The sequence below is a fragment of the Paenibacillus sp. OAE614 genome, from assembly GCF_040546645.1.
Lineage (GTDB): Bacteria > Bacillota > Bacilli > Paenibacillales > Paenibacillaceae > Paenibacillus_AQ > Paenibacillus_AQ favisporus.
Genome location: NZ_JBEPOD010000001.1, coordinates 3,510,914 through 3,533,881, shown reverse-complemented (window position 1 = coordinate 3,533,881; position 22,968 = coordinate 3,510,914). Strand labels below are relative to the sequence as shown.

Annotated in this window: 17 protein-coding genes; all 17 read left to right on the top strand. The window is 47.0% G+C overall.

What is annotated here, in order from left to right; genetic code table 11:
• The first annotated feature begins 117 nt into the window (after positions 1-117).
• The 17 genes from ABIE48_RS16190 (at position 118) to ABIE48_RS16110 (ending at position 22,937) form a co-directional block, all read left to right on the top strand.
• Positions 118-4,269: a carbohydrate-binding protein gene (locus tag ABIE48_RS16190; RefSeq protein ID WP_354519281.1), complete on the top strand. Its 4,152-nt coding sequence runs from the start codon at positions 118-120 to the stop codon at positions 4,267-4,269.
• Between the two features lie 654 nt (positions 4,270-4,923).
• Entirely contained in the window at positions 4,924-5,643 is a 720-nt protein-coding gene (locus tag ABIE48_RS16185; protein WP_192713920.1) for an endonuclease/exonuclease/phosphatase family protein, read from the top strand.
• 420 nt (positions 5,644-6,063) lie between these two features.
• The gene (locus ABIE48_RS16180; protein ID WP_192713921.1) at positions 6,064-7,551 is read left to right on the top strand and encodes an Lsa family ABC-F type ribosomal protection protein; all 1,488 of its coding nucleotides are present in this window, start codon (positions 6,064-6,066) and stop codon (positions 7,549-7,551) included.
• A gap of 356 nt (positions 7,552-7,907) precedes the next feature.
• Positions 7,908-8,849 (top strand): aldo/keto reductase, encoded by a 942-nt coding sequence (locus ABIE48_RS16175; RefSeq protein WP_192713922.1) that lies wholly within the window; start codon positions 7,908-7,910, stop codon positions 8,847-8,849.
• A 382-nt stretch (positions 8,850-9,231) separates the two neighbouring features.
• A complete protein-coding gene (locus ABIE48_RS16170) occupies positions 9,232-9,954 on the top strand; it encodes a VOC family protein (protein WP_145018674.1) in 723 nt (240 codons plus the stop codon).
• Positions 9,955-10,132: 178 nt separating this feature from the next.
• Positions 10,133-10,258 carry a DUF6220 domain-containing protein gene (locus ABIE48_RS16165; protein WP_354520649.1) on the top strand — a complete coding sequence of 42 codons (126 nt, stop codon included), beginning with the start codon at positions 10,133-10,135 and terminating at the stop codon, positions 10,256-10,258.
• A 237-nt stretch (positions 10,259-10,495) separates the two neighbouring features.
• Entirely contained in the window at positions 10,496-10,846 is a 351-nt protein-coding gene (locus tag ABIE48_RS16160; RefSeq protein WP_192713923.1) for a VOC family protein, read from the top strand.
• A gap of 283 nt (positions 10,847-11,129) precedes the next feature.
• A complete protein-coding gene (locus ABIE48_RS16155) occupies positions 11,130-11,342 on the top strand; it encodes a hypothetical protein (protein WP_192713924.1) in 213 nt (70 codons plus the stop codon).
• 121 nt (positions 11,343-11,463) lie between these two features.
• Positions 11,464-12,924 carry a multicopper oxidase family protein gene (locus ABIE48_RS16150; RefSeq protein ID WP_145018684.1) on the top strand — a complete coding sequence of 487 codons (1,461 nt, stop codon included), beginning with the start codon at positions 11,464-11,466 and terminating at the stop codon, positions 12,922-12,924.
• A gap of 260 nt (positions 12,925-13,184) precedes the next feature.
• Positions 13,185-14,849: an extracellular solute-binding protein gene (locus tag ABIE48_RS16145; RefSeq protein WP_192713925.1), complete on the top strand. Its 1,665-nt coding sequence runs from the start codon at positions 13,185-13,187 to the stop codon at positions 14,847-14,849.
• A 113-nt stretch (positions 14,850-14,962) separates the two neighbouring features.
• The gene (locus ABIE48_RS16140) at positions 14,963-15,868 is read left to right on the top strand and encodes an ABC transporter permease (RefSeq protein WP_192713926.1); all 906 of its coding nucleotides are present in this window, start codon (positions 14,963-14,965) and stop codon (positions 15,866-15,868) included.
• Positions 15,869-15,913: 45 nt separating this feature from the next.
• The gene (locus ABIE48_RS16135) at positions 15,914-16,792 is read left to right on the top strand and encodes a carbohydrate ABC transporter permease (protein WP_192713927.1); all 879 of its coding nucleotides are present in this window, start codon (positions 15,914-15,916) and stop codon (positions 16,790-16,792) included.
• A gap of 39 nt (positions 16,793-16,831) precedes the next feature.
• Complete coding sequence (locus tag ABIE48_RS16130; RefSeq protein WP_192713928.1) at positions 16,832-18,562, top strand: sensor histidine kinase; 1,731 nt, start codon at positions 16,832-16,834, stop codon at positions 18,560-18,562.
• Between the two features lie 12 nt (positions 18,563-18,574).
• The gene (locus ABIE48_RS16125) at positions 18,575-20,257 is read left to right on the top strand and encodes a response regulator (protein ID WP_192713929.1); all 1,683 of its coding nucleotides are present in this window, start codon (positions 18,575-18,577) and stop codon (positions 20,255-20,257) included.
• 100 nt (positions 20,258-20,357) lie between these two features.
• Positions 20,358-21,632: a Gfo/Idh/MocA family protein gene (locus tag ABIE48_RS16120; RefSeq protein WP_192713930.1), complete on the top strand. Its 1,275-nt coding sequence runs from the start codon at positions 20,358-20,360 to the stop codon at positions 21,630-21,632.
• A 284-nt stretch (positions 21,633-21,916) separates the two neighbouring features.
• Positions 21,917-22,432 (top strand): discoidin domain-containing protein, encoded by a 516-nt coding sequence (locus tag ABIE48_RS16115; protein WP_354519275.1) that lies wholly within the window; start codon positions 21,917-21,919, stop codon positions 22,430-22,432.
• A complete protein-coding gene (locus ABIE48_RS16110) occupies positions 22,344-22,937 on the top strand; it encodes a discoidin domain-containing protein (protein ID WP_354519273.1) in 594 nt (197 codons plus the stop codon). The genes ABIE48_RS16115 and ABIE48_RS16110 overlap by 89 nt, the downstream gene beginning before the upstream one ends.
• Positions 22,938-22,968: the final 31 nt, after the last annotated feature.

The window sequence follows — 22,968 nt, the reverse complement described above, 5'->3', positions numbered from 1 at the left end:
GATATACTCACGATGTATTACAAATATATTGGATGAATGGAGGTGATGGAATATCGGGGGCAGGTGAAGATCGATACGATCATTTTACTATGAAAGCGTTTTAATAAAATCAGTGAGGTGATAAGTTTGATATTAAAACGGAGTATTGCGGTCGTGATGTGTGTGCTGCTCTTGTTTGCCCCTCAGGCGGCATTCGCCTATAAGAACCCGGCATCGCTGCCGGACGAATGGGGGCAATATGGACTTGGCGACCCTTACGTGCTGAAGTTTAACGGTACATATTATTTGTATGTGAGCACAAGAGATACCGATGTCGGGGTCAAAGTGTGGAGCTCTCCTGACCTTGTCAACTGGAGCTATGGAGGATTAGCCGCAACCGATCCGGTTACGAAGGGAGCCTACGCTCCTGAAGTCGTTTATTGGAACGGATATTTTTACATGTATACCTCTCCTGCCGGCAATGGTCATTATGTGCTGCGCAGTGAAAGCCCGACGGGTCCGTTCACGGTTCAAACGGGCAATTTGGGACATTCGATTGATGGCAACGTCTTCATTGACGATGATGGCAAGTGGTATTTCTATCATGCGAACGGAGAAGGAATTCTCGCAGCTGAGATGCCTACGCCGATGACGATCGGTAACAGCGTCAATACGGGTGCAAGCATGAACGGTTGGACGGAAGGTTCTACGCTGTTCAAACGCAACGGCAAATACTATATGACGTACACCGGCAACCATGTATTCAGCAAAGGCTATCGAGTCGACTACGCGGTCAGCACAAACCCGCTCAAGGGATTCGTGCGTGATACGGACAACCCGCTTCTGATCAGCACGGAAGGTCCGACCGTCGGTCTCGGCCATAATACGGTCGTCGTTGGCCCGAACCTGGATGCCCGCTATATTATTTACCACAATCTCGAAGGAAAAGGCATTGTCGGACCTCTTCGCCATATGGGGATGGACCGGATCGTGTTCAACGGTGACAAAATGTCCGTGCTCGGACCGACGGCAACCGAACAGCCGGATCCGGAGATGCCGGATTTCGAGGACCGGTTCAAAGGTACGGAACTCAGCACGGCTTGGACGAATGCAGACGGTGTTAACTGGAGCATGGATTCGGGACTTCTGCATCAGCAAGCTGCCGGTACAAGCAGGCTGTTGACCACTGCTGAGGCCGGAAGCAGCTTTACGGCAGAATTTAACCTGCAGCTGGCTGAGTCAAGTAAAGCCGAAGGCCAGCGGCTCGGGGCCGTTTTCTCCTACAAGGGGGATAACAATTTCGGTACAGCGCTGTTAGATCCGGCGAGCAATTCGCTGAAGACGCAGTTCCGGGTGAACGGCGCCGATCTGGGATGGGAGGAGAGCGCGCTTCCGGAAGGATATGATTATACAAAACTGCATAATATCCGGGTTGAGAAAGCAGGGGACGCGTTCAAGATCTACGTCGACGGCATGCTGAAGCAGACGCGCAGCGCCAAGCTTGGCGGCGGCAGTATCGGTTACGTCACGGAGAACGCGAAGGCTAATTTCGGTTATGTTGCTTTCAGCAGCGACGTGAACGGAAGCAGCGATTTTGATGCCGAGAAACCGGTTCCGGGTCAAGTTGAAGCCGTTCATTACCTGCCAGGCGGCGAAGGAGTCGGATATCACGACGAGACGCCGGGTACCATCGGCAAATACCGTGGAGATGGCGTGGATACGGCCACAGCAGATGACAGCACCTCACATGTCACCGCTTTCGAGAAAGGCGAATGGCTGAAATACCGGTTGAACATCGCGGAGACAGGCAAATACGATATAGATCTCTCTTATGCAGATGCAGCTCTGGGAAGCAAAGTACAGCTCACTTTGGATGGTGGACAGCCGCTGGGTGAGTTTGAGTTGACAGGTGACCCTAACGCTGCTGATGCAGGATGGCAAACCGCGCAGCTGAATGGGGTAGATTTGCCGGCAGGTGAGCATATTTTGAAGGTCACTGCCGCCTCGGGCACGACCTCGCTGGACAAGCTTTCGTTCCACCGGCACGTGGACGTTCCGGTTCTCTATGATAACTTCGATGATGGACAAGACGACGGCTGGCAGCGGTATGAAGGCTTCTGGAGCGTGAAGTCCGACATTGGCGAGGAGGAGCACGCTTATGACGCCTATCATCCGATCCCGGGTACGATTGGCACGGTCCACTATATCTCTGGTGGAGAGGGTGTAGGTTATCATGAGAATACACTCCAAAACATCGGCGGCGAGTACCGGGGAGATTCGGTCGACATTCGCTCCAATCCGGCCAGCGGCGGTTACAATGTCGGCTGGAACCAAACGGGAGAATGGCTGAAGTTTAACATTGACGTAGCGGAAGCCGGAACCTATAACGCAGAATTCAAAGTGGCTACTACGATGGATGGAGGTCAGATCCGGCTCTGGCTGGACGACACGACGGATCTTACCGGCATCGTAGACATTCCGAAGACCGGTGACTGGAATATCTGGAATGTGGTGCGCAAATCCGGTGTTATTCTGCCGGCAGGCAAGCATACGTTAAAAGCGGAAACGGTCCGCGGAGAATTCGATTTTGCAAGCATAGCGTTGACAAGGAGTGATCAGCCGATACCTGTGCCCGGCGTCGTCGAGGCTGAGCATTACAAGCCCGGCGGTGAAGGCGTAGGCTATCATGACTTGACGCCTGAGAACATTGGGGGCAAATACCGCAGCGATAGCGTCGACATTCGATCCGCTGCAACCGGCGATCAGATTGTAGGCTGGAATCAAACCGGCGAATGGTTGAAGTACAACATCCGCGTCGCGGAAGAGGGATTGTACGATCTCGACTTGTGGGCAGCTACGACGTTTAAGGATGCACAAGTCCGGCTGTGGCTGGATGACACGACCGATTTGACTGGTATACTGAACGTTCCTGCTTCCGGCGACTGGAATAAGTGGAAGTCGGTGACGAAATCCGGTATCCAGCTGCCGGCCGGTGATCATGAACTGAAGGTCGAAATTGTCAAAGGCGAGTTTGACATGACGAGACTATCGCTCACCCAGTTCGATAAGCCGCACGTGCTGCCCGGATTTATCCAGGCTGCTGATTATAAGGCAGGCGGCGAAGGTACGGGCTACCATGATCTGACTCCCGATAACATCGGCACGGAATACCGGAATGATGCGGTCGACATCCGCCGAAATGCGGGCGGCAGCTACAATGTGGGGTGGAACGCTACCGGCGAATGGCTGGCCTACAACGTAGACGTTGCCAAGGCCGGCGTGTATAACGTCGATTTCGTGACCGCTACATCGATGGATGGGGCGAAAGTCAGGCTGTGGCTCGACGATACAACCGATCTGACCGGTGAAGTCAATATCCCGAATTCCGTCACCTGGGAGAACTGGGCGACAACAACGAAGCAAGGCATTTATCTCCCGGCGGGCACACATACCTTGAAGGTCGAAACTGTGGTAGGTGAATTTGACTTCCAGGGAATACGAATTCATCAGAATCCGATCGAACCGAAAGCTGCTCATACTGGTGAATATCAAGCAGCGGTCGGCAGCTTCGGGAAAACCTTGATCGGAGACGCCAATTGGTCGGATTACAGCGTGGAGTCTGATATCAAGCTGATTAGCGATACAGGCGACGGAGGCATTCTGTTCCGGGCGAGCAACCCGGCTCACGGCAAGGAGCTGAACCAGAACAACGCGGATTTCGTGCAAGGATATGTCGCGTACCTGAACAAACAGGGCGTTCATCTCGGCAAGCTGAATTACGGCTGGACCTATTTGACAGGGGAGCCGCTCGAGGTGAAATCAGGCGAATGGAAACATGTAAAAGTCGTAGCGCAGGGTGCCCGCATTCAAGTATTTGTCGATGATATGAGCAAGCCGGTTATCGATTATACAGACCGCAGCGGCAGACCATTTACACACGGCAAGGTCGGCATGCGGACGTACATGAATGAAACGAGCTATGACAATTTCACGGTTCTCCCCGCTCCCATTAACGCTCCTGCCATCGGCAAGCTGCTGGAGGAGTTTGGCTCAACCGGACAATTAGACGAGAAGATCCGGAAGCAGCTGGATAAGGAGCTTGAGCATGCCGCCGATGCGGTAAGCAAGAAGAAGCCGGACTGGAAGCAGGGGATCAAGCATCTGGAGAATTTGCTGAAGCAGCTGAATAAAGAGCAGAAGCAGGAAGACGTTTCTGATCAAGCAATAACAACGCTCAATCGGAGCGTTAACGCACTCATTGAAATGTGGAGCGCTAATTTGGGCAAGTAGCAGGCAAAGCAATGATCTAATACTGACGTCCCAGTACCGGAGGAGCTTCGGTGCCGGGACGTTTTGCGTTATTTTATCGGAAATTATTAAGGTAATAGTAAGACGACAAGAGCATATATCGTTTGCCGAAAAAGACAAGAATACGTATGCCTAGCCGAAATTAAAAAGATTATCAATGGCGTGGTTGGCGCATAAATGTTACTACAAAATCAGGTGAATGATGTTAACGGATAAGATTGGTTTATACAATGATAGAATATCTAATAGGGGGGCTGATGTCAGGGGCGGAAAATGGAATTCATTTTTATTCGGCATGGTGACGGTGAACATTCTCAATGATTATCCAAACCGTTTGAATACTACGCATCCTAGTCTTACAGATATTGCAAATTTCAAGTAACGCAGCTGCGAAATGAAATTACCATTGATCCTGATGATTTAGTTAGGGGAATATTGAAACAATCAATGCCTCTTATTAAAGTCCGCATGGTTGCAGGCTTTTTTTGTTTTCGCTTTAGGTGTTCATGATACGTTTCCCCTGATATTTACGGAACATGTTATTAAGAATAAAATGGAATCATCTACGATTCTCGCCATTGCTATGTTCAAAATACTCAAACCGTTCATTTCAAAACAGAAAGACAGGGGATTCAATTGCAGATCAAGGTTGTCACTTTCAATATTCATCATGGGAAAGGGACGGATGGAAAAATAAACCTGAACAGAATTGCCGAAGCTATAGAAGAAAGTGAGCCTGACCTTATCGCTCTAAATGAAGTCGACAGGTATTTTTCCAAAAGAAGCCATTACTTGGATCAAGTATCATGGTTAGCTGGACGATTAAAGATGAATGCAGCTTTTGGGGCAGCGATCACCATCAAGAAAAAGAAGGGTAACATGATCAGACAGTATGGAAATGTCCTTTTGTCTCGTCATCCCATTGTATCGGAGAAAAATCATCCTATGAAATCTGGTATGATCGAAGGCCGATCTTTATTGGAAGCTGATGTACTCATAAATGATAAGCCAATCAAAATGTATGTCACCCATCTCAGTTTGAATCCACGCAGACGTAATAAACAAATTGAATTTATTGCAAGCAAAATTAAGGAGGATCGTTCACCTGTTGTCATTGCGGGGGATTGGAATATGAAACGGGGAGGTAAGGCATGGAGCACCATAGCGGGAATTGTTCAGGATTGTTATATGGCGGCAAAAACGCCTAGCAATACGTTTCCATCGTTACGTCCCGTTATGCAGCTTGATTACATTTTCACCAGCCGGAATATAGAGATTGCTTCCGTTGAAGTCATTAACAAGATCCCAGCAGCCTCAGACCATCTACCGTTAATGGCAACATTGAGCCTGAATTGATGGTATATCCTTAACCGCGACAGACATTTTTAATAAAACAGTTGACCTCAACAGGAACGGAATCTTGACCTCGGTGAACGGATATGCTAAGTTGTGTTCATATTCAAGAGACCTTGAGGGGAGGGATAAAGCGATGTCGGAATTAGAGGTTGTAGATGTTCAAGTGAACCTGTCATTTCCGCGTTTTTTTGGCATGGTTCACCGAATAAACAATCAGTTACCGGAGCTTTATCCCCCATTTATACATCTGCCAAGCGACTTTTGAATGGATGTCGCTCGGTTTATTTATTGTATGATCGGGTTCGTGTAAGCGCCGAGAAGCACTGGTTGGACTGGTGTTCTTTCGGCGTTTTTTGTTGGCTTCCGGTAACGGGCGGGAACGGTTTATTTTCCGCTTACACTTAACTGGAGGTCGATTTGATGTCACAGATTTATGTTTCAAACCTGACGTTTGCCTATGAGGGCAGTTATGACAACATTTTTGAGAACGTCCATTTTCAGATCGATACCGATTGGAAATTAGGGTTTACGGGCAGGAATGGAAGAGGGAAAACGACATTCCTCCGTCTGATGCAGGGGCAGCTCGAATACAGCGGGACCATATCCGCGAACGTCGAATTCGATTATTTCCCGTTCGAGGTACAACATAAGGAATACCTTACTATAGACGTAATCAGCGAGGTCTATCCAGACTATCTTCAATGGAAACTGGTTCGAGAGCTGAACTGGTTGAAGGTATCGGAGGATGTGCTGTACCGCCCGTTTAATACGTTGTCGAACGGAGAGCAGACGAAGGTACTGCTGGCAGCCTTATTCATCAAGGACAACCATTTCTTACTAATTGACGAGCCGACAAATCATCTCGACTCACATGCGAGAAAGCTGGTCGCCGATTACCTCAACCGAAAGAGCGGGTTTATTTTGGTCTCCCACGACCGGACTTTTCTGGATCGGTGCGTCGATCATATTTTGTCCATCAACAAAACCAATATCGAAATCCAGAAGGGCAATTTCTCGACCTGGTGGGAGAACAAGCAGAGGCAGGACCAATTCGAGCTGGCTCAGAACGAAAAGCTGAAACGGGACGTGCAACGCTTATCAGATTCTGCCAAGCGGACGAGCGGATGGTCGCATGAAGTAGAAAGTACCAAAAACGGCACGAGAAATTCCGGCTCCAAAGTGGACAAGGGGTATATCGGTCATAAAGCAGCCAAAATGATGAAGCGCTCAAAAGCAATCCAGCAGCGGCAACTCTCTGCCATCGAGGAGAAAAGTAAGCTTCTCAAAAATATCGAGAACACGGAGAGTCTCCAAATTTCTCCGCTTCCATTTTACAAAGAGCGCCTCGCCGAGTTGGATCACATCACGGTTTCATACGGGTCGAACACGGTATGTGAAAACGTGACCTTTGAGATTCAACAAGGGGAGCGGATTGCGCTATCGGGTGCAAACGGCACAGGCAAGTCCAGCATTTTGAAGCTGGTCTGCGGCGAGGATATCCCATACAGCGGAGGGTTCCATAAGGACGCCCAGCTAAAAATATCTTACGTAGCCCAGGATACGTCCCATCTTCGGGGGGATTTGTCCGAATATGCGAAAAGCTGCGGGATTGATGAAAGCCTGTTTAAGTCGATTTTGCGGAAGCTTGACTTCTCAAGACTGCAATTTGAAAAGGACATCTCAACCTACAGCGGCGGGCAAAAGAAGAAAGTGTTGATCGCTAGAAGTCTCAGCGAAAGAGCCCATTTGTATATTTGGGACGAGCCGCTTAATTTCGTTGATGTCATCTCCCGCATGCAAATTGAAGAGCTGCTGCTCGAATACACACCGACGCTTCTGTTTGTAGAGCATGACAGCGAATTTGTAAGCAACATTGCCACCAAGCTCGTTGAACTATCCGGTCGATGATGGATGGATTTATACCGATCCGCCCTGATAGGATTTAGCTGGGGATGATGTAAAGAGACAAGAACAGAATATATTCTCTTCATAGCCGCGTAACTGCGGCTTTTTTTTTGTTAGCCGTAATTGATATGATTATCTACTTGCCCTTATAAAATCATCTTAATTCAGCTAACAGGCAGGATCGCTTAATCGATTCGCGAATATGAAAATGTAAGTTGTACTCGAAGACCCCATGACTTCATGAGAAAGAACGAAAATCACATCCATTTACCGAGGAATATTGAAGGCAGTCATTCGTTTCAAAGCATATCGTTTTTTTGTTCCAGTACATATCGATTCGAGAAAGGAGTAGAAGTCTAATGAAATATGCAAAACTCGGCAGAACAGACATGGAAGTGTCCCGCATTACTTACGGCGCAATGGAACTGGGAGGGGGCAACGCCTTCTCTGGCGGATTGACGCGCTGGGAGCTGAGGCCCGAAGAGGACAACATCCGGCTTCTCCGTCAAGCTTTTGAGCACGGGGTCAATTCATTCGATACCGCTGAGCTCTATGGTGCCGGACGTTCAGAGTTTATTGTAGGAAAAGCCTTGGCCAATGTAAGAAAACAATGCGTAATCGCAACGAAGGTAAGCGCTCATCATCTACTGCCCAAAGATATTCGTACGGCCCTGTGGCAAAGCATGTTCCGGCTGAACACGGACTATATCGACTTGTACTACATCCATACGCCCAGTCACGACATCCCGATCGAGGAATCTATGGGAGAGCTGAGCAAGTTGAAAGAAGAAGGCGTAATTCGTGCAATCGGTGTCTCCAATTTCTCTCTGGCTCAACTGAAAGAAGCCATGCAATATGGACGGGTTGACGCGATACAGCCGGAGTATCATATGCTCCAGCGCAGCATCGAAGATGAATTGCTTGACTATTGTTTGCAAAACGACATCAGCATCATGAGCTACAACTCCCTCGCTAAGGGGATTTTGACCGGAATTTTCCACAAAGGCAAAGAAGTTACCGATTTTCGCAAGGAGAGGCCTTTATTCCAATCAGAAAATCTGCGGAAGACGGAGGACCTCATCCGTCTCTTAGGGGAAATCGCAGCAGCCAAAGGTGCCACTCTCTCGCAAATCGCAATTAGCTGGCTGCTAGGCCGGAAGGGCCTGACCTCGGCCATCGTGGGCACACAGAACGAGAAGCATTTCTTTGAGAACCTGCATTCCACTGACATAAAATTGACCGAAGAGGAAGCGACCAAGCTGGACGACTTAAGTAAACAGACACTACAAAATCTCGACTAAAGGTCGAATCAATTGTTCAACTTAGGCGTACGAAGTTCCATCAAACGGTCAGGCAGGAAATTGCTGCCCCCGGCAGCCTTGATCTTGCCTTCGCGGGTCTTGTATGAAAGCATTAAAGAGATGATGTGAAAAGTCACAGCCATGAATCATGGTTGTGACTTTTTTTTTTTAATAGCTGTCTCGCACGAAAGCTTTATTTCTTCATTGCGCTGTTGTCCCCCAATTTATTATTTAGAAGATTTAATGATATGTACAATTATCCGCCGTTTTTATTTTGTCACATTATCGGCCCTCTTCCCGTCTTGTTTAATGAGAGCATTTGAAGGAGATTCTATGCAGTTGTAAATCCTGACAAACTCAAAAATCTGGAGGAGGTAGTGAGATGAGAATCATTGAATTGGAACTGAGAACCGCCCGGTTAGCTGAACTGAAGGAGTTCTACACTGAAAGACTTGGATTTGCGTTAGCAGATTTAACGGAACATTCAATCACAATCGTTGCCGGTGAAACGCGGTTGACTTTCGTTCGCGAGGAGGGGGAAAGGGTACTGCCATCTTACCATTTTGCTATGAATATCCCCGAGAACCAAATTCACGAAGCGAAAAGCTGGCTTCTTGCCAAGGGCTGTCAGGTGCTTTCCGCTGCTCCCCTTCCGTACGCAGGAATCCAGGCAAACGAAAATATCGCTTATTTCGAAGGAACGGATGCGCATGCCTTCTACTTCGAAGATCCTTCGGGGAATCTGGTGGAGTTCATCGCTCGGCATCGAATGGACAATGCCTTAACAGAGCCTTTCGATCACAAATCCATTTTGAATGTCAGCGAGATCGGCTTTCCGCTTCGCGGCAGTGTATCCGAGGCAATTCAGCGCCTAGATTCTCGATTCGATGTCACGCGTTATGTCGGTGACGGAAAGACGTTTCAGATGCTCGGTGACGAGTACGGAATGTTCATCCTGGGGGATATGGCCATCGGATGGTATCCTTCGATGAAGATTCCAGAAGTTCATCCGATTCGAATGACGATTCTCGATCCTACAGAAGGGGAGTTTCAATTGGATCCGTACCCCTACACCATTCGTGCGGTTTCCGAAAGGCCAATCTAAGGGAGGAATCATTAAACGATGGATGTACAGAAATTGACCGCAACCCGCTCTTCGCTGCCCAGCAGCTCAATACGCGCGGCTGGGTTTAAGCATATTGAACATACTTTTTTCGATCTGTATCGCGTTACAGGTGTTCTTGGCTGGATTCGTGCTGTATGTAGATTCGTCTCAATGGGGGATGCACGGCAATTTTGCCATGTATTTCGCGCCCATCCCCGTTTTGTTGTTTATATTGTCTTTTCCGGCCAGACTGCCCAAGGGCATTAAAATTAAGAGTTTGGTGCTGATCGGCCTAATCCTTTGATCTTTCGCGACGGCTGTCTTCTCGGAAGAAATCGGATTTGCGGCTGCGGTACATCCCGTCATATCGCTAGGCTTGTTCTTGAACGCGTTGTTGATGATGAGGGAAATGGCGAAAGGATAGATGAGCGGAGATATGAGCATGGATAAAATAATTGGGAGAACAGAAGGACCTAAATTGTTCCTCGAACGGGACCATGGTTGAGTAAAAATTTGATATCAAACTTTAGGAGGATGAAAAATGAAGATCAAACGAATTGTTGCAAATGTTGGGACGCAGGATACTTCAAAAGCTTCGTATTTTTACGGGGAGTTACTTGGACTTGATCAACTAATGGATATGGGATTTATTGCAACATACGGTTCGCATGGGAAAATGGGAGCTCAGGTTAGTTTCCTGTCAGAAGGAGGATCCGGAGCACCTGTGCCTGATCTGTCAATTGAGGTTGATGATCTTGATGCCGCGTTAACTCGTATAAAAGAAGCAGGCATTTCCATCGAGTATGGACCTACTGAGGAGCCATGGGGATTTCGGCGCTTTTTTGTCAGAGACCCATTCGGGAAACTTATCAATATTCTGATCCATCATTAAATAATTCATTGAAAATAGTTGCAATTCAAAAGCATCTACAGTGCTTTTATGCGTGCGTTTCATATTATCAGGCTAACCAGAATCTTCTGGTTGGCCTTTTTTGTGATCGTTTTACATTGTCTTTTCGTCATTAACCTGCTTCTAAGATATCATCTTTTTAAAAGTTCACAGGTACCGCAACTCATCGTCATAAGTTCACAATATTCCTCTAATATGATCATTACATAAACGAGTCACATGTAGACTTATTGAGAATAAAAGGGGACATGGGGGAGACATAGGAATGAAGAAGACGGGAATGCTGTTTCTCGCTTTTGTTGCTGGCATGTTAGGAGGGTTTATCCTTTTTGAATTCATCGTGCGGATCGTGTTGCGGCAAATGAACATGTTGCCGGTCACGCTCATCGGGGCTCTTTCTATGATATTACCTTTAGCCGGGGGGATATTCGCCGTCATGCTGGCCAGACGTTTTACAAAAAAAGCTGGGCAAGATTGAGTGTATTCATCGTTATCCATGGCATTTGGGGATTATGCTCAGGATTGATTACGTCAGTAATTAAAAAGATGCTCAAAATTTAATTTGATTTCATCATCAATGAGGAAAGCGAGTAAAGAACATGAAAAAACACCTTCAACTGCTCACGCTACTGCTCATTTTATCCGCATTTTCATTAGCTGGATGTGATGGGGATACGACCACGAACGTCGGTAAGCTCGAATTTAAGAATCCATTGCAAATTCCGCCAATACTTGAGCCAAAGTTGGAGTCAGAGGGGAAGAAACACTTTAGCTTAACCATGCAGTCAGGATCAACTGAGTTTTTGGAAGGAAAGCAGACACCCACTTGGGGAATTAACGGATCTTATTTAGGTCCGACTCTCCGGGTTTCGCGAGGCGACCAAGTTTCTTTCGATGTGATCAATCAATTGAATGAAAGCTCAACCTTGCATTGGCATGGGATGCGATTACCCGCAGTCATGGACGGCGGACCGCATCAGATGATCGAAGCAGGGGCAGCCTGGGAACCTCATTGGACAATCGAGCAGCCAGCCGCGACTACATGGTATCATCCCCACTTGCATGGGAAGACAGCGCAGCACGTTTATCGCGGTCTTGCAGGATTATTTATCGTTGAAGATGAGGAGTCTAAAAAGCTGCCTTCGGAATATGGTGTTAACGATATCCCGATGATCATCCAGGATAAATTATTTAAGGGTGACGGTTCGTTTAACGAAAATATGAGTATGACTCCGTTTGGGTTGTTAGGCAATCAAATCTTAGTCAATGGGACATACGATCCTTACCTGGAGATCACTGCAAGTCAGGTTCGCTTTAGATTACTGAATGGTTCGAATGCGAGAGCTTATAATATCGGCTTTTCGGATAATCGTTCATTTTATCTGGTCGGCAATGATGCGGGACTTTTACCTGAACCGGTTTTATTAGATCGTTTGTTGCTAAGTCCGGGTGAACGTACAGAGATCGTGGTGGAGTTTGAACCTGGCGAAGAAACGATCTTGCACAGCTTTGCAGGAAATGACGGGATCGAGAATGGGGAATTTGATCTCGTCAAGATGATCGCGGATACAAGTTTATCGGCTTCTACGCCACTCCCGAATCACCTGACTGCTGAGCCGCTGATCGATGTTCCCGAAAACGTAATGGTCCGTAAATTTGAGCTCACCACGAAATCTGCAATTAATGGCAGGGAAATGGACATGAATCGTATTGATGAGGTTATTCCGGCTGGCGCACGTGAAATATGGGAGATCACAAATAAGGGTTGGGATCATAACTTCCATATTCATGATGCAGCATTCACCGTAATGGACAAGAATGGAGAATTGCCGCCATTATATGAGCGTGGGAGAAAAGATACGGTTTTTATTCCGAATGGCACGACAGTCAGACTGGCCGTCGACTTTGGAAGCTATCCTGATCCCGATACACCGTACATGTATCACTGTCACTTATTGTATCATGAGGATAGCGGGATGATGGGGCAGTTTGTCATTGTCGAACCAGGCACCGAATCCCAAGTATCGAAAGAGTTAAGCAAGGGAAGTCATAACCATTAATATATAACACGGTTCGTTGTCACACAGGAATAGACCACCATGAATAACCAAATATCTATAAAAAAATCACCGGCACATATGCCGGTGATTTTTTGTCGATACACTTCTTAAATTGATTTTTGCCTGGTGTCAAGAGGTGTATACGAATGTAAAGACTAGTGTATAGAACAGCGGAGAGCTTCTTTCTATACTAAAATTATGAAAGACCGCAGCACAGCTTGCAGCGAAAACTAAAACGAAATATACCGGAGGGGTAAAATGTGAAGAGCAAAAAGGCAATTGCCATCGTCTCCTTGACGCTTGCATTGGCGTTTACAGGCTGCAGCAGCAAAACATCGCCTGAGCCAAGCCAATCATCTGGAAATGCCAAGGTACCGACTGAAACAACAGGCACAGGAAACGGCCATGATATCATTGAAGTCTCAACGGTTTCGCCAAGCGATCCTTACTTGAAATTTGACGAAGGTGAAAGCTTCGACAAAAACTCAGTTTATGATGCTTATGAAAAAGATATCGGTGTCAAAATTACAAACAAATGGGTTACAGATATAAGCCAATTTAAAGAGAGGGTAAAAATAGCCATCGCATCCAACGATCTTCCGGATTTCTTGCCAGTAAACGCTACACAGCTTAAGGAGCTTACGGAAGCGGATATGATCATGGATTTGACCGAAATTTATGATCAGCATGCTACGGAAGAGACGAAAAAGTTTCTGACCATGGACGGCGGCATGCAAATGAAAACAGCGATGATCGACGGGAAAATGATGGGGATTCCGAGCTCATACAACCCATTCAACTATCAATTTTTGTTCGTTCGTACGGACTGGCTGAAGGAGCTGGGCCTGCCTGAACCTAAAACAATGGATGATTTCTTGAAAATTGCCGAAGCGTTCAAAGCGAAGAACCCTGGCGGCACAAAAGAAGCTTTCGGTATTGCGGTCAGCAAAAGCCCTTTTAGTATAGAGACAGGCGTTACCGGTCTGAGAGCCTTCTTGAACGGCTATCATGCTTATGAAAACATTTGGATGGAAGACGGAAACGGCGGTTTAATGAACAGTGATATTCAGCCTGAGATGAAGAAGGCACTTGCAGCGCTGCAAGACATGTTCAAAAAAGGGTTGATCGATCCCGAGTTTTCGGTTAAAGATACGGAAAAAGCTGCTGAGCTCATCTACGACGGCAGCATCGGCATGGTATTTGGCGCTTCCTGGACACCGGCGCAGCTTGCGAAAGGGGCTGTGAAAGACGGCAAGGTTGTTCAAGAATGGGGAGTGTTCCCGATCCCTTCAATTGATAACAAGCCTACATTGAATCAAATTGGTCTTGGCGTTGATGAATACTATGTTATCTCTAAACAAGCCAAGCATCCGGAAGGCGTGATCCGTTTGTTAAACCAATGGATCGTTGCTGACAATCATCCGACAGAAGAGCAGAAAGTATATGGGTATGGTAAAGACCGAGTTGAAAAAGGCAACAACTACTGGCTGCTTAACCCGCTTCGAGTCGGCAAACAGTTTGACAATAACGGCGAAATCTTGCCCAAAGCCATTGAAAACAAAGATGAAAGAATCCTTGTGACAGCAGACCAAAAAACGCGTTATGCACGCGCCATGCAGTACGTTGAAGGAGATACAAACATGTGGTGGGAATATTTAATCTCCGGTCCTCATGGAGCCTTTTCTCATGTGCCAGAAATTCAAAAGAACAAGCAATACCTGCAAAACAAATTCTACGGGGCGCCTACTCCGACGATGGCAGACCGTCAAGAAATTTTAACGAAGAAACGTGATGAAATATTCATCAAAATCATAATGAACCAAGTATCCGTAGACGAGTTTGATAAATTCGTTGCAGAGTGGAAGAAGCTTGGCGGTGATGAAATCACGAAAGAAGTTAACGAGTGGTATAAATCGCTTAAATAGGATCTGCAGCGCAGGGAGGGATTGAATCGATGCAATCCCTCTTTTTTTCTGGAATAACCAGGTTCTTGAGTACGGTATGCACAGCTTGAAAAGTGAATCAGCGAGGTGAAGGTATGTATAGTCTGATGCGAATGTGGAAGAAGGAATGGCCGCTTCATTTGATGCTGCTGCCGGGTTTGGCTTTGATTATTATTTTTAGTTACATTCCTATGACAGGAATCATGATGGCTTTTCAAAAATATGTGCCGAATAAAGGGCTGTTCGGCTCCCCGTTTATCGGATGGAAGAACTTCCAATTGTTAATGGATTATCCGGATATCGGCCGTATTTTCTTTAACACGGTATATATTGCTGTAATGAAAATCGTTGCCGGTTTGTTCGTGCCGATCACCATTGCTATTTTGCTTAATGAATTGCGTAGGGAATGGATGAAAAGAACGTTCCAAACCCTGGTCTATCTGCCCCATTTTTTATCCTGGGTGCTGCTGAGCGGTATTTTGGTCGATATTTTGTCTCCTTCCTCCGGCATATTTAACCAGCTGCTTGGATGGTTCGGCATGAAGCCAATCTTCTTTCTTGGCGACAATAACTGGTTTCCATATGTCATGGTCGTCTCCGATGTTTGGAAGGAATTTGGATTTGGCACCATTGTTTATTTGGCTGCGCTGACCGGAATTAACCCTACGCTTTATGAAGCCGCTGAAATGGATGGCGCAGGACGCTGGAAACAAACCCTTCACGTGACGCTGCCGGGCATGATGCCGATCATCGTTCTAATGCTTACGCTTAACATCGGGAATGTGCTGAACGCCGGATTTGATCAAATATTTAACCTGTACAGCGCGCCGGTTTATGAAAGTGCCGATATCATTGATACTTTCGTCTACCGCATGGGGATTCAGCAAGCCCAGTTCGGATTTGCCACAGCTGTCGGCTTATTGAAATCAGTCGTATCTTTTATTTTCATTTCCGTATCCTACGTACTCGCATACCGACTAGCGAATTACCGCATTTTCTAAGAGAGTGGAAAAGTCGGTGATTCAGAAAGGAGACAGACCGTGGTCATGAAACCGTCATTCGGAAGAAGGGTTTTTCTAGTTAGCAATCTACTCTTTCTTGTGTTTATATCTCTTTTATGCTTAATGCCGATTATTCATATTTTGGCGATTTCCTTTAGCTCGGGTTCGGCGGCAGCAGCCGGCAAGGTTGCGCTGTGGCCTGTAGAATTTACAACGGCAGCTTATGATAATGTGTTCGGTAAGCCTGAATATTTAAGAGCCTTTGGCGTTTCTATAGAGCGGGTTGTAGCAGGGACGGCATTAAGCATGCTGTTAACGATTGTTACAGCTTATCCTTTATCCAAGGACCTCAATGCGTTTCGTCTAAGAACCGTTTATGCCTGGATCTTCGTTTTTACAATTTTGTTCAACGGCGGGCTTATTCCTACTTATTTGACCATTAAAAGCTTGGGACTTATTGATTCTCTCGGGGCGCTGGTGTTACCTGCGGCGATCAATGTGTTCAACGTCATCCTGCTATTGAACTTTTACCGTAACTTGCCCAAGGAGCTTGAGGATGCTTCACGGATTGACGGAGCCGGGCATTTTGCAACACTTTGGAAAATCTATGTTCCGCTATCGTTGCCCGCACTGGCGACTACCGGGCTTTTCACGATGGTAGGGCATTGGAATAGCTGGTTTGATGGCATGCTCTATATGAATCATCCAGAAAATTACCCGCTGCAAACCTTTTTGCAAACCGTTATTATTAAGATGGATTTTCGATTTATTAAATCAGACAATGTGGAACTCATGCTCCAGCTGTCAGACCGTACAAGCAGGGCGGCACAAATCTTCGTTGCGGCTTTCCCGATTCTTATTGTCTATCCATTCTTGCAGCGGTTTTTCATCAAAGGCATTGTAATGGGAAGTGTAAAAGAATAGGCAGGAAGGTCGTAGATCTCGGGCACAGGAGAACAAACGATGAAAAGTATATTCTTTTTACAGGATTCCTCTATATTCAAAAAAATAATGGCCGCCTTTTTGGCGGCCTTGCTGCCGCTTATGGCTATTACCTGGATGATGAATGAGCAAGGGGCCAATCATATCCGCAGTGAAATATCCGATTCGATCTTGAATACGACACGGTTTTATCTAGACTCTCTGGACCAGGAAGCAGACCGGATCAGCCGATATTTACCTAACTACGTCATGGACAGGGATTTAATGGAAGTAGCGGCGACAGGTGAGCAGATGAACTTCTATGAGCGGTCTTATAAAATATTGGATATTCAGCACCGCTTGGATTTAATGAAAAATTCCAGTCCGTTTATTCGCGAGTCGAAGGCGTACATTCCGCAGATCGAGCGCACGGTGCTGAGCAACAGCTATGAAACCAAGCTGAATGCGGAAGAATATGAAGCGATGCAGCCAGACAAGAAGCTGTATACGGGGCCTTTTATTTATTGGCAGGACCGGCTGTTTATTACGATGCAGTACCCTGCAGGCAAAAAAGACCCGCTCTATGTGGTAGGCGTAGAGCTCTCAACCGGCAAAATTAAAGAGACCTTAGCGCAAATCGGCAATAGCAGGGGAGGACAGACCGTATTGTTTAATCTGGAGCGCCATTGGGAAATCAACAGCGGCTCCGACCTTGAATTGCATGATCTGATGAAGCAGCTGGCTTTTGAGAAGCAGGCAGCGAACGTGGAAGAAGGCTATGATACGATCCATTATAAAAGTAAGCGATTTCTAACCGTATTCAAGTATTCCAGCCTCTGGAATTGTTACATGGTAACGAGCATTCCTGAAGAGATGATTCTCGGTTCGCTGCAGGTATATAAAGCTTTATTTTGGTGGGCCTGCGTGCTTGCCGTTATTATTGTATTTTTCTTTACCTATTTTTTAATCCGGTTAATCTACCGTCCGTTGATCAAGCTGGTGCGTTCTTTCCGCCGCATGCAGCAAAACGAGCTGGAGCCGATCCTGATCGACCGCAGGAAGGATGAGTTCGGCTATTTATACCAGGCTTTTAACGATACGGTGAAATCTTTGAAAACACTGATTGAGGAAAATTATGAGCAGCAAATTCGCACGCAGCGTTCGGAGCTGAAAAGATTGCAATCGCAAATTAATCCTCATTTTTTATATAACTGCTTTTTCGTGCTTTGCCGTTTGATTAAATCCGATAGCCAGAAGGAAAAAGCCTACCAGTTTTGTTTATACATCGGGCAATATTTTCAATTCATTACTCGCCATAATGATGACGACATCCTGCTGGAGATGGAGCTTGAGCATTCCCGCACTTATGTGGAGATGCAGTCGATCTGTTACGGGGATCGAATACAAGTACTGTTTGACGTCGAAGCCCAGCCGATTGAAGTGCCCCGATTGATTTTGCAGCCTATTATTGAGAATGCTTATAAGTACGCGCTCGGCAATATGCTGGGCACGGGTGAGCTATGGGTGCACAGCAAGTTGCGAAATGATGCTTTGTACATATATGTAGAAGATAACGGCGAGTTTATTACGGACGAAGAGATCGAAGCGCTAGGCAAGAAGCTGCGTTATTCAACAAACCAGATTGAGGAGACAACCGGCCTGTTTAATGTTCATCGCAGAATTCAGCTTCGTTATGGAGAAGAGTTTGGGATCACCGTATCACGCTCTGAGCTTGGCGGGCTTCAAGCTATTATTAAACTGAGCATGAGCTAAGGAGGAATCGCCATGTACAGGCTTCTAATCGTAGATGATCTGCCGATTATCGTAGATGGTCTTCTGGAGTTGTTCGAGAAGACGGATCATTTGGAGCTTGAAGTCATGAAAGCCTATTCAGGCGATGAGGCATTGGAGGTACTATCTCATCACCGAATGGATATTGTGATTTCGGATATTAAGATGTCTGGCATAGAGGGTATTGAGCTGCTGAAGGAAATAAAATCGCAGTGGCCGAAGTGCAAAGTAATTTTATTGACAGGTTACAATGATTTTCACTATGCGAAGAGCGCCCTGACGTTTGGGGCTTTTGATTATTTGCTGAAAGTGGAGAGCGACGAGAAGATCATTCATACCGTTGAGCGGGCGATAGAGGAAATAGAAGAGGAACAGGATCAGGCGCAAATGATCTTGCGGGCCCAGTCCAAAATGAGAAAAGCGCTGCCCTCCTTGCAGAAGGAATATATTTGGGGCTTATTTCAAGGCAAGATGATGACAGGGCAGCAGCTTCGGGACGCTTTTGCGGAAATGGACATTCCGCTCGACGCATCGCTGCCGGTCTATTTGCTGATTGGCCGGATCGATGCCTGGAAGGAAATATTCACGGCGCCGGACAAGGCTTTGCTCGCTTACGCTCTTCAAAATATCGCCGATGAGTATTTATCCGCCCATTTGCGCTGCTTCTCCGTCGTATTTGACATGAACAAAATGGTATGGATCTTTCAGCCCAAAGCCAGTCCGGAGCTAACGGCGGATACCGGTACGATGGAATGGACCCGGGCATATCGCTATGTGAGCGGCAATTTGGAGGCAATCCAGGCTACCAGCAAAAAGTTGCTGAGTCTCTCCGTATCTTTTCTCATTTGCAGCGAGGCCGTTCCATGGAATCGGCTGTCGGATCGTTTTCATGCGATGAAATACGGTCTTATGCAAGGCCGTGGCTTGTTCCATGAAATCATTATGACCGATCAAGATTTTCAGAAGTCCGAAGAAAAAGAGAGGGCAAAAAGCTATCATGACGGCATGTTCCACGCTCGAGTACAGCTGCTGATGAGCTGTCTGGAAAATAATCACCGGGAGCAGTTCAATAAACTGTTTGTTGAATTGACAGACAGCTGGAAAGATCCGGATACTCCGGATGGTCGAAAGGTTGAGCTGTACCATTCACTATCTGCGGTATTTCTGGCGCATTTGCACAAAAATAAAGAGATGCGAGATTACATAAATACCCAGATGAATTTGGATTTGCTGTTCCGCCAGGAGAAAACCGCTTCATGGACAGAGCTCATTCCTTACTATTGGCAAATTGCGGAGTGCTATTTTGAATGGAATGCGATCAGGGGAACAGAGCTGCCCGCAGAGGTCGTCAATAAAGTGCATCGCTATATAGAGGAGCATATTGCGGATGATATATCCCTTACCGCGCTTGGAGATTATGTCAGTTTGAATCCATCCTATTTATCAAGGCTTTACAAGCAGATCACGGGCATTGGACTGTCTACATACGTAAATGATTACCGCAATGTCATGGCAAAGGACATGCTGCTCAATACATCCATGAAGGTCAATGAAATTGCCGCCAAGCTCGGCTACAATTCAGCGCTTGCCTTTATCCGCTTCTTTAAGAAGCAAAATGATATGACACCTCAGGATTTTCGTACGGCCCGTGCCGAAACGATGCAGCAAGGTCAATAAATGTATATGGGATGTAATCAATGATCTCTTTTGATGCGCGGAGTCACCCCTTACAATGAAATCATGATCGATGCCATTGTATAGGCAAGGGGGAAGAACATTGAAAGCATTAACGGCTGTACTATTAGGCGCAGGCAGCAGAGGAAGATACATCTATGGACCATATGCGGAAAAATTCCCGAATGAGCTGAAGTTTGTTGCAGTTGCCGAGCCGGATGATGAACGCAGACAACATTTTGCCGAGATTCATCAAATCGCTGAAGAGCATGTTTATCATTCATGGGAACAAGCATTCGAGCAGGGAAAAATAGCCGACGTAATGATCATCTGCACGCTTGATCGGATGCATTATATACCGGCATTGAAAGCGCTGGAGCTTGGCTACCATGTCATGCTGGAGAAACCGATGTCACCGAATGTGCGGGAATGCATCGAACTGGAGCAAGCTTCCCTTAAGCATAAGCGTTTGCTGGCGGTCACGCATGTGCTTCGTTATTCCCCGTTCTGGTCGGGCATCAAGAAATGCATCGAGGATGGGGAGCTGGGGGCAATCGGCACCATTCAGCTGACAGAGAACGTAGGCTATCACCATATGATTCATAGCTACGTACGCGGCAACTGGCGCAATTCCGAGGAAACAAGCCCGATGATTTTGGCTAAATCCTGCCATGACCTGGACCTCATTTCCTGGCTGATGGATGAGCCGTGCACAGCGGTCAGCTCCTTTGGCTCATTGCTTCATTTTAAAGCCGAGAACGCGCCGGAGGGTGCAGCCGACCGCTGCATCGATGGCTGCGAAGCAGAGAGGGAATGTGCCTTTTCAGCGATTAAAATGTATTTGGAGCAGCCTGCCGATCATTGGGCGCGCTATATGACGCACGATTTATCACAGGAAGGCATTATCCGGGCCCTTAAAGAAGGACCGTTCGGCCGCTGCGTCTATCGCTGCGATAACAATGTTGTCGATCATCAGGTCGTCAATATGGAATTTGTCAGCGGTGCCAACGCTAGCTTTATTATGTCAGGATTGACCAAGAGTGCTACTCGCCGTGTGCAGATTATGGGCACGCAGGGTGAGATCATTGGCGATATGGATAAGGGCGCATTTACGCTGTACCGCTATACGACGGGAGAAGAGGTTGAAATTAAATGCAGCGTTCAGGGAGACGGTCACGGCGGAGGGGATGAGCGCATGGTGAGTTCCTTCCTCCAAAATGTACATAAGTTTGATCGCAACATGACCCAAGGCCTTACATCGGCTACAGCTTCCCTGCAAAGCCATTTGATGGCCTTCGCTTCCGAACGATCTCGTCTGCAGCAGGGCAGAAGCATCAAAATGACAGAGATGTATCAGAAGGAAGAAGCGGGCGTTTGATTGTTGAAATCTGTGAGACGATGTGGGAAAGCCTAATATTCAACAGAATCACTCGCTGCGAAGTAATCATGGCGGATATCCGCGGCGTCCGGGCTTGGGAAGTGTGTGCCCCGGATGCTGCGTAAGTTCGCGAGTAAAGAAGGAAGTGGGAACGAGAATTTTGTTTTTTTTGAAAGCGGTTACAATATAAGGCATGTTCCAAATTCCGTGAAAGGAGGGATCCATTCGTTTGACGAGATAATATAAGGCTTTTCCATCAAACCAAATCATGCATGGAGGGACCAATGATGAAAACAAAAATGAAAGCCTTTTCTGTACTGCTAGCCGCTGCTGTCATGCTGACGCCTGCCGTTCAACCGACAGCCGCGCTCGCGAAGCCCGTAACTCAGGACATCATGCATGCTTCAGCTGTCGGGCCAAATGATCTGCCGCCTCAACTGCAAGAAGAAAATGGCGATAAGCCCCCAAATGTCACCGATGCCGTTTACGGCGAGGATCCCGGTACGCCCCCACAGGTGCCCCAAGAGGATGAAGCCGCTAGTCTGATGGCTGCATCCTCCACGTTCAGCGGAACCAATTTGGCTCTGAATAAACCGGTTTTCGCTTCCGGCAACGAAGTTGACTATTTGAATCCGGAGCTTGCCGTGGACGGGAAAGGAAACACCAGATGGTCTTCCGCAATAGAAGATGACCAGTGGTTTTACGTTGATCTTGGGCGAACCGCAGAATATCGACCGCGTCGTGATTCGCTGGCAAACCCCTGCCGACACTTACAAAATCCTTGTGTCGGCCGACGGTGAGAACTGGGAGAACGTCAGGGATAATGACGGCATTATACAATGCAAAGGTGGTGTCGAAACGATCGACTTCTCTGTGCGAGAGGTAAGGTACGTAAAATTCCAGGGTGTCAAACGGGCGCCTGTCGAAGGCACGCTGTACGGATACTCTTTTTATGAGTTCGAAGTGTACCAATTACATGATTTGCAAACGATTATCGATAATGTCTCTGCGTCATTGAAGGTCCAGCCTGGACAAACGAAACTCGATTGGTCGGATGTGGACGTGCCTGAGGGTTATCAAATCAGCCTGTATGGAAGCGACCGCCAGCCTGTTATCGACCAGGACGGCCAAATCCGTACACCGCTGGTGGATGCAAAAGTCAATCTCATCGTACAAGTGGAAGATGAGGAAGACCCGAACCGGAAGCTGATTTCAGGGAACATTCCCGTCGTGGTGCCGGGACTGCATAAGCAAACTCTGGACCGGAACGCCGAACCGGACGTCATTCCTTCCCTGCAGGAATGATACGGGGATACGGGCGAGTTTAGGCTAAAAA

What these genes read in the sequence shown, in the direction of transcription:
- ABIE48_RS16180 (WP_192713921.1), top strand. Translation starts at nt 6,064, where the DNA reads ATGTCACAGATTTATGTTTCAAACCTGACGTTTGCCTATGAGGGCAGT.
- ABIE48_RS16175 (WP_192713922.1), top strand. Translation starts at nt 7,908, where the DNA reads ATGAAATATGCAAAACTCGGCAGAACAGACATGGAAGTGTCCCGCATT.
- ABIE48_RS16170 (WP_145018674.1), top strand. Translation starts at nt 9,232, where the DNA reads ATGAGAATCATTGAATTGGAACTGAGAACCGCCCGGTTAGCTGAACTG.
- ABIE48_RS16165 (WP_354520649.1), top strand. Translation starts at nt 10,133, where the DNA reads ATGCACGGCAATTTTGCCATGTATTTCGCGCCCATCCCCGTTTTGTTG.
- ABIE48_RS16160 (WP_192713923.1), top strand. Translation starts at nt 10,496, where the DNA reads ATGAAGATCAAACGAATTGTTGCAAATGTTGGGACGCAGGATACTTCA.
- ABIE48_RS16155 (WP_192713924.1), top strand. Translation starts at nt 11,130, where the DNA reads ATGAAGAAGACGGGAATGCTGTTTCTCGCTTTTGTTGCTGGCATGTTA.
- ABIE48_RS16150 (WP_145018684.1), top strand. Translation starts at nt 11,464, where the DNA reads ATGAAAAAACACCTTCAACTGCTCACGCTACTGCTCATTTTATCCGCA.
- ABIE48_RS16140 (WP_192713926.1), top strand. Translation starts at nt 14,963, where the DNA reads ATGTATAGTCTGATGCGAATGTGGAAGAAGGAATGGCCGCTTCATTTG.
- ABIE48_RS16135 (WP_192713927.1), top strand. Translation starts at nt 15,914, where the DNA reads ATGAAACCGTCATTCGGAAGAAGGGTTTTTCTAGTTAGCAATCTACTC.
- ABIE48_RS16130 (WP_192713928.1), top strand. Translation starts at nt 16,832, where the DNA reads ATGAAAAGTATATTCTTTTTACAGGATTCCTCTATATTCAAAAAAATA.
- ABIE48_RS16125 (WP_192713929.1), top strand. Translation starts at nt 18,575, where the DNA reads ATGTACAGGCTTCTAATCGTAGATGATCTGCCGATTATCGTAGATGGT.
- ABIE48_RS16115 (WP_354519275.1), top strand. Translation starts at nt 21,917, where the DNA reads ATGATGAAAACAAAAATGAAAGCCTTTTCTGTACTGCTAGCCGCTGCT.